Here is a 13,876-nt window from a genome sequence, read left to right on the forward strand (position 1 = left end):
AAAATCAGCTTTTAGCAAGTGCTTTCCTGGGAGCCAATACCTGTGAGAAGTATAGAACTCAGGCCACCGAATGATCGGTGTCGCGCTTGCGCTTGTTGCCCATGCGCACGCCGATATCCATCAGGAACTGGAAGAATCCTTCCTGGTCCTCCAGCACATTGCTCCAGAACGGCGAGTGGTACAGCGCAACCGCACCGTGCACCAGCGCCCAGGCGGCGCAATAATGAAAGTACGGCGGCACATCCTCAAGCTTGCCTTCGCTGATGCGACCCTTGATCAGCAGGGTCAGGCGCTCGAAGTTGGAGGCGCGGATCTTGTGCAGTTCCTCGACCATCTCCGGCACCTGGTGCCCCTTGACCACTTTCTCTTCCAGGCGGTCGAACAGCCGGTAGCGCTGCGGATCACGCATGCGGAATTCGAAGTAGGCGCGCGACAGCGCTTCCTTGTCCTTGTCGACATCGGCCGAGTGCAGCAACTCGTTCAGGTCGCGCTCATAGTCGAGCATCAGGCGCAGGTAGATCTCCGCCTTGGACTTGAAATGCTTGTAAATGGTGCCTTTGCCGATACCGACGGCATCCGCGATCATCTCGACGGTGACACTGTCTTCACCCTGTTCGAGGAACAGCTTTAGCGCGGTATCGAGAATTTCCTGCTCGCGGCGACGAAACTCACGGACCTTACGGGGTTCTTTGTGCATAAGAAAAGGTCTGTAGGGGCAAAATCGAAGCAAACTATTATGCCTGAGCCGCGCCAAATTGCACGGATCATCAGCGGCTTTTCGTTTTCACTGTCGACGAATCAACCCTCGCTGGTCAAAAAGGCTTCGTCAGGGTCACGCTGCGTCGCTCTACGACAAGGCCCCGACGCCGGGCGAACGAGTGAGAACTCAAGGAAAGCGCCTGTATTCCAAATCTGTTTAAAAAATGAGCAGACCTGACTGGACGTAGCGCGATAGTGACCAATACTTGAATTGTCGGCGGGCATATCCCCCAAGTGTCGCGTCGATAAGGGTGCCAAGGGACCGCGCGCCTTTGTTTTACTCCTAATGGTCTTAACCCGGATTCCCCCCCCAGAACCCGGGTTTTTTTTGCCTGCGATTTACCTGCAGCCCCTTTGGTAGCGGGCTTGCCCGCGAATGGTCCCAGGCACACCCGGCTCAGCCGACATGCGCCAGCACAAACAACCGTTTGAAGTTTTCCGTCGTCTGCTCGGCAAACTGTTCATAAGGCACACCCCGCAACATCGCCAGGTACTCTGCCACTTCCCGCACGTATTGCGGCAGGTTCGGCTTGCCACGATAGGGAATCGGCGCCAGGTACGGCGAGTCGGTCTCCACCAGCAGGCGATCGGCCGGTACCTGGCGGGCCACGTCGCGCAAGGCATCGGCATTGCGGAAGGTGACGATGCCCGACAGCGAGATATAGAAACCCAGGTCCAGCGCAGCCTTGGCCATGTCCCAGTCTTCGGTGAAGCAATGCAACACGCCCGCCTGGGGCAACTGGGCCTCGCGCAACAGTTGCAGGGTATCGGCACGGGCACCGCGAGTATGGACGATCACCGGTTTGCCGGTCTTCTGCGCTGCCTCCAGATGCAGGCGAAAGGAGGCCTGCTGAACCTCGGCCGCCTCGGGCTCATAGTGGTAGTCCAGGCCGGTTTCGCCGATCGCCACCACCCGCGGGTGATCGAGTTCGCGCAGCAGCCAGTCGAGCGCCGGGGTCGCATCGGGCTTGACGTCCAGCGGATGCACGCCGACCGAACAGTCGACATCGGCATAACGATCGGCCAGGGCCTTCACCTCGGCGGCGTTGTCGGCGCTGACGCCAATGCACAGGAAATGGCCGACACCGCGCTGGCGCGCCGCCTCAAGGGCGGCATCCAGGGAACCCTGGTGCGCGGTCAGGTCCAGACGGTCGAGGTGACAATGGGAATCTACAAGCATAGGAAAGAGGGCAACTACATCGTATGAGTGGGACGGTCGGACTTCAGGGCGCCGGCCAGATGGGTTTCGATCTTGCTGCGGGCAGTATTGTCGCCGTCATTGAACTGCACGCCGATACCCGCCGCGCGATTGCCCTGAGCCCCCTTTGGGGTGATCCAGGTGACCTTGCCGGCGACCGGAATCTTCTCCAGCTCATCCATCAGGTTCAGCAGCATGAACACCTCGTCGCCCAACTTGTAGCTCTTGTTGGTGGGGATGAACAGGCCACCATTCTTGATAAAGGGCATATAGGCCGCGTACAGCACCGACTTGTCTTTGATGGTCAGCGACAGAATGCCGTTGCGCGGGCCAGGACCAATAGGTTCGTTCATGCAGACTCCCGAAATGCAGATAAGCCGATTCTAGGGCATCAGTTTTGGCTAGGCAAAGCGGCCCACTGTACCAGCAGCGCTTCGAGCAGCAGCACCCGGTTGAGGTTGGCCTTGCTCAGCACCTTCTGGCGCTGGGCGAGGATCCAGTCCTGGATATTCAGAACCTTTTCCCGCGACGCCTTCTGCGCCAGGTACTGCACCACCTTGCGCATGTCCGGCAGGCCGAGACCCTCCTCGTCCTGGGTCAGCTGATAGCGCAGGATCAGGTTCGACCAATCGCAGAACCAGTCGAACAACAGCAACAGCGGGATGGCGTTCCAGCCTTCGGCCAGTTGCGTCGCCGACAGCTGCTGCTTGAGCAGCCTCTTCACCCCATCGACCACCTGCGCCCGCTGCTCGCGCACGCCCTGGGCCTGCAGGTTGGCCGCCATCAGTGGCGAGCCGGCCGCCAGGGTCAGCAGCTCCACCCGCTCCTCTTCGCTGCAATCGGGCAAGGCCGTAGCCAGCCACTGCAGACTCATCGCCTCGCTCGGCAGCGGGCAGGCCTGCTGCACGCAGCGGCTGCGCACGGTCGGCAACAAGCGGCTGGACTGATGGCTGACCAGCAGCAGCACGGTGTCGCCGGAGGGTTCTTCAAGGCTCTTGAGCAAGGCGTTGGCGGCGTTGATGTTCATCGACTCCACCGGTTCGATCAGCACTACCTTGCGCCCGCCCAGTTGCGCGGTCTGGGCGACGAAACCGACCAGGTCACGGACCTGGTCGACCTTGATCGCCTTGTCCGCTTCCTCGGGTTCCAGGATGTAGTTGTCCGGGTGGCTGCCGGCTGCCAGCAACAGGCACGACTTGCACTGCCCGCAAGCCTCCAGGCCCGCCGGGCTCTTGCACAGCAGCAACGCCATCAGCCGCTCGGCCAACGCGCGCTTGCCGATCCCCGCCGGGCCATGCAGCAGGTAGGCATGGGCATGCTGGGTACGCCCGGCCAGTTGCTGCCAGAGGGTATTCTGCCAGGGATAGGCTTCAGCCATGCTGCAACCCCATCACGCGCTGCGGCGCGCCAGCCGGTTGTTTTATCTTGATAAAAAATCTAAACACAGCAGTATGGGTATCCTTTCGACAACAGGTAAACAGGGAGGCCGTCTGCGCCGGCTACCCTGGCAAGGCTCCAGGAGCAACAGTTTGAGAACCATCATCGGGCTCGCCGCACTCGCCAGATCCGGCAAAGACACGGTAGCGTCAATGCTGCTCACCCAAGCGGAGATTGCCGCCTTTGCCCTGGCCGACCCACTCAAGGTCGGCTGCCAGGCCCTCTTCGGCCTGAGCGATGAACAAACCTGGGACGATACATTAAAAGAACAGAAGATTGATCGGTGGAACCGTTCCCCGCGCGAGTTCTTCCAGCAAGTCGGCACGGAGTGGATGCGCAATCATAACCCAGACCACTGGTTGCAGCGGGCGGATCGCGAGATCAATCCGCCGCGCGACGACAGCGCCTGGTCGGGCACGGCCAACCTGTCTGCCGCCGACGCGCCCCTGCGCCTGGCGGCCCAAGCCTTCTTCGACTTCTCGAACGCGCAGATCTGGGACGCTGGGCATTACTCGCAGATCGATCCGAGCTGGAACATTTCCCCGCAGAATGCCGTCGCCCTGATCGAACGACATGCCCTGGCCTTCGACCCCGATTACGCCGCCAAACGCGCCCAACTGCCGCTGGCCCCACTCAAGCGCCGTCCGCCGCTGCCGGCCAGCGCTTCGACGATCATCATCAAGGACATCCGCTTCGAAAACGAAGCGCAGTACCTGCGCGAGCATCATGGCGTCATCTGGCACATCACCCGCCCCAACCTGCAACAGGTCAATGCCCACTCTTCGGAACTGGGCGTGGCACGCCAGCCCGGGGACGTGCTGATCGTCAACGACGGCAGCCTGGAGCAGTTGCAAGCGGTGGTGATGCAGGCGTGGCAACATCACCAAACCACCCAGCAGGCCCACTGAAAGATCCCACAGCCTAATCACCGCCAATCCGGCCATGCAGCCCTTGGGATACCCACTCTCGCACTGCATCCACGCGGAACATCCCGTCTCGCAGTTGCTCTGCTCTGGCGGCGCTAAGAGCTTTGGCCTCTGGAGACATTTTCTCACGCAAGGTCGAGAAAGGTTTCTTTACTGACATGGCGCTCACCTACTTTTTCAGTTCATCCAGTTCACCGCAGTGAGCCTCTGCAGGTGACAAGCCACAAACACAGTCGATGATCCAGCACGAAACAGGCAGCCTCCATAGGAAGCTGCCTGGACTCAGAAGGAAATGTCGGTTTTCAGATCAGACTTTTCGGAGCGGGCCGAGCAAACTCGGCCCAGACCAGCTGACAACCAGAATCACTGCGCCTCTTTCGGCTCAGGCTCAGTGGTTGACGGCACTTCTGTCGGTGCAGTGGCCGGTGCCGCCGCGGGCTCGCCGGCATCCTGGGCTGGCGGAGCGTGCTTCACTTCAGCGTCCGGCGCAGGATTCGTCGTGGCCGCAGGAGCCTGAGTCGGTGCCGGACTGGAACGGTAATCCGCCCGACGCTTGAGCTGGAACTCGCGCACCGCATTGTTATGCGCATCCAGATCGTCGGAGAAGACGTGGCTGCCATCGCCACGGGCGACGAAGTACAGACTCTTGCCCTCCACCGGATTCAACGCCGCATGGATCGCCTCACGACCGACCATGGCAATCGGAGTCGGCGGCAGACCGGCGTTGAGGTAGGTGTTGTAGGGATTGGCCTCGCGCAGATGAGCGCGTGTCAGCTTGCCGGTATAACGCTCGCCCAAACCGTAGATCACCGTCGGGTCGGTCTGCAGCAGCATGCCAAGCTGCATCCGCCGGACGAAGACACCGGCAATCTGCCCGCGCTCCTGCGGCACACCGGTTTCCTTCTCCACCAGCGACGCCATGATCAGCGCCTGGTAAGGATCGGTATACGGCGCATCGGCCGAACGCTTTTCCCATTCCTGGGCCAGGACGTTCTGCAAGCGGTCGTAGGCCTTTTCCAGCAACTCGGCATCGGTCATCCCACGCACGAAACGATAGGTATCCGGGAAGAAACGCCCTTCCGGAAACACATCCTTATGGCCGAGCCTGGTCATGACTTCGCTGTCGCTGAGCCCGGTCAGGGTCTGCTGGAGCTTTTCGTTCTTGGCCAGCGCAGCGCGCACCTGGCGGAAGTTCCAGCCTTCGACCAGGGTCAGGCTGTACTGCACCACTTCGCCACGCTGCCAGAGCCCGAGCAAGGTGCGGACATTCATCCCCGGCGTAAGGCGGTACTCGCCACTGTGCAGTTGCACCCCAGCCAGGTTGAAACGCCAGTACAGACGCAACCAGAACGCATCCCGCAGCGTGCCATCGGCCTCCATGCGGTTGAAGGTGCCGGTCGGCGTGGCGCCAGTCGGCACATCGAGCAGTTGCTCCTGCGTCAGGTTGAGGGACTGCTCCAGCGCCGAATGGATCTTCCAGGCCGATACGCCCAGCAACAATCCCGCCAGCACCAGAGCTGTCTGCAGCAGCAAGAAGAATTTACGTCTCAATTCAAACTTCCAATAATGCGCGGGCAATGCCTTGCAGTTTACGGGTGAGCGGACCCACCGACCAGCTCAGATCGGCCAAGGCACGAACCGGCCAGACACCGTAAACACTATTACAAAGAAAGACCTCATCCGCCTGCCGAAGTTGCTCCAGGCTGATGTCTGAAATATCCACAGGGATGCCCAGAGCCCGGGCCTGATCCAGTAGTTCGGCGCGCATGACCCCCGCTACGCCGCAACGGCTCAGATCAGCGGTACGCAATACGCCCTCACTGACCAGGAACAGGTTACTGAATACGCCTTCGATCACCCGCCCGGCACCGTCGAGCATCAGCCCTTCGGCATGCTCGGCATCCTGCCATTCGCTACGGGCCAGCACCTGCTCCAAACGGTTGAGATGCTTGAGACCGGCCAGCAACGGCTGCTCCGACAAACGGGTGGTGCAGGGAAAGAGACGGATACCCAGGTTCTGCAGCGCCGGTGGATAACTCGGCAATGGACTGCCTTGCAGGATGCGCCGCAGCTGCGCATCCGCCGCCGCCGCATAACCGCGCAGACTGTCACCACGAGTGAGGATCAGCTTGAGCACGCCCTCGCCCATGGCGGCACTGTAGACCAGCATTTCGCTGCGGATCAACGCCTGATTGGCGTTCATCCCCAGGCGCCGACAGCCTTCGGCCAGGCGCTGCAGATGTCGCTCCAGCAGCACCGGCCGACCGCCCTTGACGGCGAGGGTCTCGAACAGGCCATCGCCATACGCCAGGCCACGGTCCTTGAGCGGCAGTGAATCAGCCGGCTGACCGTCGACCCAGCTCTGCATCACTCGGCGAACCGACGGAACACCAGCGAACCGTTGGTGCCACCAAACCCGAAGGAGTTGGACAGCACCACGTCGATCGGCATGCGTCGCGCTTCGTGCGGCACGAAGTCGAGGTCGCAGCCTTCATCCGGCTCGTCGAGGTTGATGGTCGGCGGAGCCACCTGGTCGTTGATCGCCAGCACGCTGAAGATCGCCTCGATGGCACCAGCGGCTCCCAGCAGGTGACCGGTCATCGATTTGGTGGAACTGACCGCCAGCTTGTGCGCGTGCTCGCCAAACACGGTCTTGATCGCTGCGACTTCGGCGATGTCGCCGGCCGGGGTCGAAGTGCCGTGGGCGTTGATGTACTGCACCTGGTCGGGAGTAATCCCGGCATCACGCAGGGCGTTGGCGATGCAACGTGCCGCGCCGGCGCCGTCGGCGGGTGGCGAGGTCATGTGGTACGCATCACCGCTCATGCCAAAACCGATCAGTTCGGCGTAGATGGTGGCCCCACGCGCCTTGGCGTGCTCCAGTTCTTCGAGCACCAGAGCACCGGCACCGTCGGACAGCACGAAACCGTCGCGGCCCTTGTCCCACGGACGGCTGGCACGGGCCGGCTCGTCGTTACGGGTCGAGAGCGCACGCGAGGCGCCAAAGCCGCCCATGCCCAGGCCACAAGCGGCCATTTCGGCACCGCCGGCGATCATCACGTCAGCTTCGCCGTAGGCGATGTTGCGTGCGGCCATGCCGATACAGTGGGTACCGGTGGTGCAGGCGGTGGAGATGGCGTAGTTCGGCCCCTGTGCCCCCAGATGGATGGACAGGAAACCGGAAATCATGTTGATGATCGAGCCAGGCACGAAGAACGGCGAAATACGCCGAGGCCCGGAATCATGCAGGGTACGGCTGGTTTCCTCGATATTGGTCAAACCACCAATACCCGAGCCCATGGCCACACCGATACGCTCGCGGTTGGCATCGGTGACTTCCAGGCCCGCATCGCGGATCGCCTGAAAACCGGCTGCCAGGCCGTATTGAATGAACAGGTCGAGTTTGCGGGCTTCTTTGGCCGACAAGTATTCTTCGACATTGAAGCCTTTTACCGAGCCACCAAAACGGGTGGTATAGGCAGAAAGGTCTGTGTGTTCGATCAGACCAATGCCACTGCGGCCAGCCAGAATGCCCTGCCAGGTACTCGAAACATCCGTACCCAATGGCGACAACATCCCCATACCGGTGACTACGACGCGTCTACGCGACACAGCACTCTCCTTTATCCTGTTGAGCAGTTTGCCTCACACCTAAAGAAAAAACCGCACGCCACGATGGCAGTGCGGTTTTTCCATGACAGCAGGCAACGATTACAAACTATTACGCCTGGTGGGCGTTGATGTAATCGATAGCAGCTTGTACGGTGGTGATTTTTTCAGCTTCTTCGTCAGGGATTTCGGTCTCGAATTCCTCTTCCAGAGCCATCACCAGCTCAACGGTGTCAAGGGAGTCGGCACCCAGGTCTTCAACGAAGGAAGCAGGGTTAGTCACTTCTTCTTCCTTGACACCCAGTTGCTCGGCGACGATTTTCTTGACGCGTTCTTCGATGGTGCTCATACCTTGTTTTCACTCCTAATGGAAAAATTCAGGCAGCTGGCCGGTGGGTAAGTGTATAGAAAGGCTTTTCAGCTTTTCAACCGAAAGCTTACGCCTTCACCCGCCTTGTCCCTCTGCCCGTCAATAAGTTGCAGCTTTATAACGGATTTTAGACAGCTCGTATGACATTTTTTTGAAGCAATCCGTCACATTTGAATTACATGTACATCCCGCCGTTCACCGGAATTGTAGCTCCGGTCACGTATGCCGCACCTTCCGAAGCCAGGAAAGCGACCACTTGCGCGATCTCCTGAGCCTGACCCAGACGGCCCAGCGGAATCTGTGTCAACAGGGCTTCGCGCTGTGCTTCCGGCAGTTCGCGGGTCATATCGGTGTCGATGAAGCCTGGCGCTACCGAGTTTACCGTAATCGACCGCGAGCCGACCTCACGCGCGAGTGCGCGACTGAAACCTTCGAGGCCTGCCTTGGCTGCCGCATAGTTTACTTGGCCTGCGTTGCCCATGGCACCCACCACCGAGCCGATATTGATAATTCGGCCCCAACGCGCCTTGGTCATACCACGCAGAACACCTTTGGAGAGGCGATACAGGCTGTTGAGGTTGGTGTCGACCACGTCGTACCACTCATCATCCTTCATGCGCATCATCAGGTTGTCACGGGTGATACCAGCGTTGTTGACCAGCACCGCTGGCGCACCGAACTGCTCGGTGATGCTCGCCAGTACGGCAGCGACCGACTCGTCGCTGGTGACGTTGAGTTCCAGGCCAGTGCCCTGGATACCGTGCTCCTTGAGGGTAGCGGCAATGCGCTCGGCACCCGAGGCGGACGTCGCGGTACCGATCACCACGGCACCCAGACGGCCCAACTCGAGGGCGATGGCTTGGCCGATACCACGGCTGGCGCCGGTGACCAGTGCAACTTTACCTTGCAGACTCATGCAGGCTTCTCCTAATTCAGGCCTGCGCCGCGCACGTGGCGGCGAAGGCATCCGGGGTATTCAGGTTGGAGGTGTTGACGCCATCGGCGCAACGCTTGTTCAGACCGGCCAGAACCTTGCCAGGACCGCACTCGACCAGTTCGGTCGCGCCCTGGGCCGCCAGGTACTGCACGCACTCGACCCAGCGAACCGGCTTGTAGAGCTGCTCCAGCAGGTCGCGCTTGAGGCTGTCGAGGTCGGCGGCAACGCCGGCGCTGACGTTCTGCACCAGTGGAATCTGCGGAGCCTGCCAGTCGATGGCGGCAACGGACTCGGCGAAACGCTCGGCAGCCGGGCGCATGAGCTCGCAGTGCGACGGCACGCTGACCGGCAGCGGCAGGGCACGCTTGGCGCCCTTGGCCTTGCAGGCTTCCATGGCACGCTCGACAGCGGCCTTGGCGCCGGCGATCACCACCTGGCCAGGCGAGTTGAAGTTGACCGCGCTGACCACTTCGCCCTGGGCGGCGTCGGCACAGACCGCCACGACAACGGCATCGTCCAGACCGAGGATCGCCGCCATGGCACCCTGACCGGCCGGTACGGCTTCTTGCATCAGTTGGCCACGCCGTTCGACCAGACGAACGGCATCGGCCAGGCTCAGGCTGCCAGCGGCAACCAGTGCGCTGTATTCACCCAGGCTGTGGCCGGCAACATAGGCCGGACGCTGACCGCCTTCGGCCAGCCACAGGCGCCACAGGGCGACCGAGGCGGTGAGGATCGCCGGCTGGGTCTTGTCGGTCTGGTTGAGCTGTTCTTCCGGGCCCTGCTGGGTCAGTGCCCAGAGGTCATAACCCAGGGCCTGAGAGGCCTCGGCGAAGGTTTCCAGGATCAGCGGGTACTGCGCGCCCAGCTCGGCGAGCATGCCGAGGGACTGCGAGCCCTGCCCTGGAAAGACGAATGCGAGGGAGGTAGACATGAAACAAGCCCCTAATGATCTTATCGTCGGAGAGTTGACGCTCCGCAACGGGAACGTAACCGGCAAAACGTAAATAAACTGTCAGTTGGATGGCCCATTGAACCGGGCGGTCACATTGTAAGCGCCTGCCGAGCAAAACGCCTACGGTAAGAGCTCCCCCAGACGCCCATGCAGGCGCTCGGGAAGGTTTTCCTGAATCTCGATCAACGCCCGCTGAATAGCGCTCTGCAAGCCCTGGACACCGGCCGAGCCATGGCTTTTGACCACGATACCCTGCAAGCCGAGAAAACTGGCGCCATTGTGTCGCGCTGGGGCCAGATCGGCCCGCAGACGCCCCAGAAACGGCAGGGCCAGAGCCCCCACCAGCCGCGAAGCGAGGTTGCGCCGGAACAGCGTCTCGACCCGTTCGGCGATCATGGTCGCCAACCCTTCACTGGATTTGAGCAGGATATTGCCGACAAAACCGTCGCAGACTACAACGTCGGCTTCGCCACGATACAGGCCATCCCCCTCGATGAATCCGATGTAGTTCAAGCCACGCGCCTGCTGCAACAGGCCGGCCGCCAGCTTGACCTGCTGATTGCCCTTGATGTCCTCGGTACCGACGTTCAACAGGGCCACTCGCGGCCGCACCACACCCAACGCTTCGGCCGCCACCGACCCCATCACGGCGAACTGGAACAGGTGTTCGGCGCTGCAATCGACATTCGCCCCCAGGTCAAGCAACTGACAGTAGCCACGCTGGGTCGGGATCGCCGCGACCATCGCCGGCCGGTCGATACCGGGCAAGGTCTTGAGCACATGCCGCGACAGCGCCATCAGCGCTCCGGTATTACCGGCGCTGACCACCGCCTGGACACGATCGTCGCGCAGCAACTGCAAGGCCACCCGCATCGACGAGTCCGGCTTGCCGCGCAAAGCCTGGGACGGGCGCTCATCCATGGTGATGACCTCGCTCGCCGGAAAAACCGTCAGGCGCGCACGATCAACCGCCGGATAACCAGCAATCAGTTCTTCAAGAAGGGAGGGTTGACCGACGAGGGTCAGTTGCAGCGAGGGGGTAGCGCCAAGACAGGCAACACTGGCCTGAACAATGTTGCGGGGACCGAAGTCCCCGCCCATTGCGTCGATCGCGATGATCTGAGCGGACAAGATTTACTCGTCAGCGCCCTTGTCGATCACTTTACGGCCACGGTATACGCCTTCTGGCGAAACGTGGTGACGCAGGTGAACTTCACCGGTAGTTTTTTCCACGGACAGAGCGCTGGCCTCGAGGGCATCGTGCGAACGACGCATGTCACGGGCAGAGCGGGATTTTTTGTTCTGCTGAACAGCCATAATTGATTAACTCCTAAACGTTTGGGTCACGCTTTAACTGCGCCAATACACTGAACGGGTTGGACCGCGTTACCTCGTCCTCGGCTGGTTCGGGCTCATCGAGCCCCGCCGGCTGCTGGCATTCTTCCGGATGATGAGCAGGCACAATGGGCAAGGCGAGCAGAAGCTCTTCCTCGATCAATGCCTGCAGATCCAAAGGATCTTCGCCCAGTTCCAGCACGTCATAACCTTTCGGTAACGACTGGGTATTCGCACCCTCCTTCACCACAGCATAACTGCATTCGCTGTGAATCGGCAGGGTGACCAGCTCAAGACAACGCTGGCAAACCATCTTGACTTCGGTGTCGATAAAGCTGTGGATAACCACAGACTTACGTTCATCTCGTTCAAAAACTAATTTAGCCTGCACCGTACCGACGGTGTCGGAAAGCGGGTCGCAGAGTCTCTCCAAATCGGCCAGCAGCAGTTCACCCTGAAGGGTGGTGCCACGATCAGCCAATTTGCGCGGGTCAACGTGAGGTGGAATCGGGTCATTCAACATAGGCGCAGCATTATAGGGATGCCCCCGCCCATGTCAAAGGAAATTCAGCCCTGTCCGTCGGCTTCGCCTCTGGATAGAATCGTCGACCACCTTCAGGAGAAGCGCATGTTGCCGTTGTTACTCGCCTCAAGCTCCGTCTACCGCCGGGAACTGCTCGATCGCCTGCGCCTGCCCTTCACCTGCAGCTCGCCCGATATCGACGAAAGTCACCGCCCCGGGGAGCCTGCCGAAGCCCTGGTGCGGCGCCTGGCCGAAGAGAAGGCCCGAGCCTTGTCCGCCAGCCATCCGCAGCATCTGATCATCGGCTCGGACCAGGTCGCCGTGCTCGACGGGCGCATCCTCGGCAAGCCCCACAGCTTCGAAAAAGCCCGCGAGCAACTGCTGGCCGCCAGCGGTGCCAGCGTGAGCTTCCTGACCGGGCTGGCGCTGCTGAACAGCCAGAGCGGGCGCTGCCAGGTGGATTGCGTGGCCTTTACCGTGCACATGCGTCCGCTTGATTCAGCGCGCATTGAACGCTACCTGCGCGCCGAGCAGCCCTATGACTGCGCCGGCAGTTTCAAGGCCGAGGGACTGGGTGTGAGCCTGTTCCAGAGCACAGAAGGCCCGGACGCCACCAGCCTGATCGGCCTGCCGCTGATTCGCCTGGTGGACATGCTGCTGGCCGAAGGCGTCGAGATTCCCTGAGCCCAACCATCCGGCGCCCAACTGCAGGAGCCGGGCTAGCCCGCGAAGGCGTACCTGCTGGCGCGCCCATATCCCGGCTTGCCACAAATATTCCAGCGAATGGCCGCCCCTGGCGGTTCGCGGGCAAGCCCGACACCTACAGTTGAGTGGGTGATCTAGCGCAGGGTCGGCCCCTGGAAGCCCATCCACATGGCCAGTTGCTCAGCCATGCTGGCCCCCAGCTTTTTCGAGAAACGATCGAACGGCGACTCCTCGACAGTGAAGTCCACCAGCTTCTTCTCGCCGATCACATCCCGCGCCACCGAACTGGCACTGCCCAGGCCGTCGATCAGCCCCAGCGGCAACGCCTGCTCGCCGGACCAGACCAGCCCGGAGAACAATTCGGGGTGCTCCTTGTCCTTCAGACGATCGCCGCGCCCTTTCTTGACGCTGGCGATGAACTGGTTGTGGGTGGTATCCAGCACACCCTGCCAGAAGCGCGTTTCATCAGCCTTCTCCGGCTGGAACGGATCGAGGAACGATTTGTGCTCACCCGAAGAATAGGCGCGACGCTCGACGCCGAGCTTTTCCATGGCACCGACAAACCCGTAGCCGGCCGCTGTCACGCCAATGGAACCGACCAGGCTGGCCTTGTCGGCATAGATCTGGTCCGCCGCACTGGCGATGTAGTACGCCCCTGACGCCCCCAGGTCGGAAATTACCGCATAGACCTTGGTATCAGGGTGCAGGCCGCGCAGACGACGGATCTCGTCATAGACGTAGCCCGACTGTACCGGACTGCCGCCCGGGCTGTTGATCCGCAGGATGATGCCCTTGACCTTGGGGTCTTCGAAGGCCGTACGCAGACTGCCGATGATATTGTCGGCACTGGCCGACTCCTTGTCCGCGATCACCCCGCGCACCTCAATCAACGCAGTGTAATGAGCGCCACGACCGGCGCTCTTCTCCACGCTCATCAAGGGCGAAATCATCACCAACACGCCAATCAGGTAGGTAAAGGTCAGCAGCTTGAAAAAAATTCCCCAGCGCCGAGCCCGGCGCTGTTCAATCATCCCGGCCTGCAGCGTACGCTCCAGCAGCTTCCAGCTTTTATCGTCACCCTCGGCATTCGCCTTGGATGGTGCATTCCATTCATCAGCCATA

16 protein-coding genes are annotated in these 13,876 nt (G+C 61.1%); 2 read left to right on the plus strand and 14 right to left on the minus strand.

The window, feature by feature from the left end; all coding sequences use genetic code 11:
- Positions 1–58: 58 nt before the first annotated feature.
- The 4 genes from BLU37_RS27925 to BLU37_RS27940 form a co-directional block, all read right to left on the minus strand.
- Positions 59–697, minus strand: a complete 639-nt coding sequence (locus BLU37_RS27925) for a TetR/AcrR family transcriptional regulator (protein ID WP_010447155.1) — start codon at positions 695–697, stop codon at positions 59–61.
- 459 nt (positions 698–1,156) lie between these two features.
- Positions 1,157–1,939 carry a TatD family hydrolase gene (locus BLU37_RS27930; RefSeq protein ID WP_010447156.1) on the minus strand — a complete coding sequence of 261 codons (783 nt, stop codon included), beginning with the start codon at positions 1,937–1,939 and terminating at the stop codon, positions 1,157–1,159.
- Positions 1,940–1,953: 14 nt separating this feature from the next.
- Positions 1,954–2,310 (minus strand): PilZ domain-containing protein, encoded by a 357-nt coding sequence (locus tag BLU37_RS27935; RefSeq protein ID WP_010447157.1) that lies wholly within the window; start codon positions 2,308–2,310, stop codon positions 1,954–1,956.
- Between the two features lie 38 nt (positions 2,311–2,348).
- On the minus strand, positions 2,349–3,335 hold the full coding sequence (locus BLU37_RS27940) for a DNA polymerase III subunit delta' (RefSeq protein ID WP_090210686.1): 987 nt from the start codon (positions 3,333–3,335) through the stop codon (positions 2,349–2,351).
- A 211-nt stretch (positions 3,336–3,546) separates the two neighbouring features.
- Here BLU37_RS27940 and BLU37_RS27945 point away from each other — a divergent pair, with 211 nt between their 5' ends.
- Complete coding sequence (locus BLU37_RS27945) at positions 3,547–4,302, plus strand: deoxynucleotide monophosphate kinase family protein (RefSeq protein WP_090210688.1); 756 nt, start codon at positions 3,547–3,549, stop codon at positions 4,300–4,302.
- A 381-nt stretch (positions 4,303–4,683) separates the two neighbouring features.
- Here BLU37_RS27945 and mltG read toward each other — a convergent pair whose 3' ends face one another.
- From mltG to BLU37_RS27990, 9 genes are all read right to left on the minus strand, one after another.
- The gene (gene mltG, locus BLU37_RS27950; RefSeq protein WP_090210690.1) at positions 4,684–5,871 is read right to left on the minus strand and encodes an endolytic transglycosylase MltG; all 1,188 of its coding nucleotides are present in this window, start codon (positions 5,869–5,871) and stop codon (positions 4,684–4,686) included.
- 1 nt (position 5,872) lies between these two features.
- The gene (gene pabC / locus BLU37_RS27955) at positions 5,873–6,688 is read right to left on the minus strand and encodes an aminodeoxychorismate lyase (protein ID WP_010447161.1); all 816 of its coding nucleotides are present in this window, start codon (positions 6,686–6,688) and stop codon (positions 5,873–5,875) included.
- Complete coding sequence (gene fabF / locus BLU37_RS27960; RefSeq protein ID WP_090210692.1) at positions 6,688–7,932, minus strand: beta-ketoacyl-ACP synthase II; 1,245 nt, start codon at positions 7,930–7,932, stop codon at positions 6,688–6,690. The genes pabC and fabF overlap by 1 nt, the downstream gene beginning before the upstream one ends.
- 109 nt (positions 7,933–8,041) lie before the next feature.
- Positions 8,042–8,278, minus strand: coding sequence for an acyl carrier protein (gene acpP / locus BLU37_RS27965; RefSeq protein WP_010447165.1), 237 nt, complete (start codon positions 8,276–8,278; stop codon positions 8,042–8,044).
- Positions 8,279–8,474: 196 nt separating this feature from the next.
- Positions 8,475–9,215, minus strand: coding sequence for a 3-oxoacyl-ACP reductase FabG (gene fabG / locus BLU37_RS27970; protein ID WP_010447167.1), 741 nt, complete (start codon positions 9,213–9,215; stop codon positions 8,475–8,477).
- 16 nt (positions 9,216–9,231) lie between these two features.
- The gene (fabD, locus tag BLU37_RS27975) at positions 9,232–10,170 is read right to left on the minus strand and encodes an ACP S-malonyltransferase (protein WP_090210694.1); all 939 of its coding nucleotides are present in this window, start codon (positions 10,168–10,170) and stop codon (positions 9,232–9,234) included.
- 141 nt (positions 10,171–10,311) lie between these two features.
- Entirely contained in the window at positions 10,312–11,322 is a 1,011-nt protein-coding gene (plsX, locus tag BLU37_RS27980; RefSeq protein WP_090210696.1) for a phosphate acyltransferase PlsX, read from the minus strand.
- Between the two features lie 3 nt (positions 11,323–11,325).
- Positions 11,326–11,508: a 50S ribosomal protein L32 gene (rpmF, locus tag BLU37_RS27985; RefSeq protein ID WP_010447173.1), complete on the minus strand. Its 183-nt coding sequence runs from the start codon at positions 11,506–11,508 to the stop codon at positions 11,326–11,328.
- Positions 11,509–11,521: 13 nt separating this feature from the next.
- Positions 11,522–12,049: a YceD family protein gene (locus BLU37_RS27990; RefSeq protein ID WP_010447175.1), complete on the minus strand. Its 528-nt coding sequence runs from the start codon at positions 12,047–12,049 to the stop codon at positions 11,522–11,524.
- Positions 12,050–12,154: 105 nt separating this feature from the next.
- Between BLU37_RS27990 and BLU37_RS27995 the strand changes: the two genes are divergently transcribed.
- Positions 12,155–12,733: a Maf family protein gene (locus BLU37_RS27995; protein ID WP_090210698.1), complete on the plus strand. Its 579-nt coding sequence runs from the start codon at positions 12,155–12,157 to the stop codon at positions 12,731–12,733.
- 155 nt (positions 12,734–12,888) lie between these two features.
- On the opposite strand, the gene BLU37_RS28000 is transcribed toward BLU37_RS27995, so the two are convergent.
- Complete coding sequence (locus BLU37_RS28000; RefSeq protein ID WP_090210700.1) at positions 12,889–13,875, minus strand: S49 family peptidase; 987 nt, start codon at positions 13,873–13,875, stop codon at positions 12,889–12,891.
- Position 13,876 lies beyond the last annotated feature (1 nt).

It is taken from the genome of Pseudomonas asplenii, from assembly GCF_900105475.1.
In the GTDB taxonomy this organism is placed as follows: domain Bacteria; phylum Pseudomonadota; class Gammaproteobacteria; order Pseudomonadales; family Pseudomonadaceae; genus Aquipseudomonas; species Aquipseudomonas asplenii.

Excerpts from the sequence above, each read along its gene's own strand:
- acpP (WP_010447165.1), bottom strand. The coding sequence starts at position 8,278 with ATGAGCACCATCGAAGAACGCGTCAAGAAAATCGTCGCCGAGCAACTG.
- BLU37_RS27945 (WP_090210688.1), top strand. The coding sequence starts at position 3,547 with ATGCTGCTCACCCAAGCGGAGATTGCCGCCTTTGCCCTGGCCGACCCA.
- BLU37_RS27990 (WP_010447175.1), bottom strand. The coding sequence starts at position 12,049 with ATGTTGAATGACCCGATTCCACCTCACGTTGACCCGCGCAAATTGGCT.
- BLU37_RS27940 (WP_090210686.1), bottom strand. The coding sequence starts at position 3,335 with ATGGCTGAAGCCTATCCCTGGCAGAATACCCTCTGGCAGCAACTGGCC.
- BLU37_RS27935 (WP_010447157.1), bottom strand. The coding sequence starts at position 2,310 with ATGAACGAACCTATTGGTCCTGGCCCGCGCAACGGCATTCTGTCGCTG.
- rpmF (WP_010447173.1), bottom strand. The coding sequence starts at position 11,508 with ATGGCTGTTCAGCAGAACAAAAAATCCCGCTCTGCCCGTGACATGCGT.
- BLU37_RS27930 (WP_010447156.1), bottom strand. The coding sequence starts at position 1,939 with ATGCTTGTAGATTCCCATTGTCACCTCGACCGTCTGGACCTGACCGCG.
- BLU37_RS27925 (WP_010447155.1), bottom strand. The coding sequence starts at position 697 with ATGCACAAAGAACCCCGTAAGGTCCGTGAGTTTCGTCGCCGCGAGCAG.
- pabC (WP_010447161.1), bottom strand. The coding sequence starts at position 6,688 with ATGCAGAGCTGGGTCGACGGTCAGCCGGCTGATTCACTGCCGCTCAAG.
- fabG (WP_010447167.1), bottom strand. The coding sequence starts at position 9,215 with ATGAGTCTGCAAGGTAAAGTTGCACTGGTCACCGGCGCCAGCCGTGGT.
- fabD (WP_090210694.1), bottom strand. The coding sequence starts at position 10,170 with ATGTCTACCTCCCTCGCATTCGTCTTTCCAGGGCAGGGCTCGCAGTCC.
- BLU37_RS28000 (WP_090210700.1), bottom strand. The coding sequence starts at position 13,875 with ATGGCTGATGAATGGAATGCACCATCCAAGGCGAATGCCGAGGGTGAC.
- BLU37_RS27995 (WP_090210698.1), top strand. The coding sequence starts at position 12,155 with ATGTTGCCGTTGTTACTCGCCTCAAGCTCCGTCTACCGCCGGGAACTG.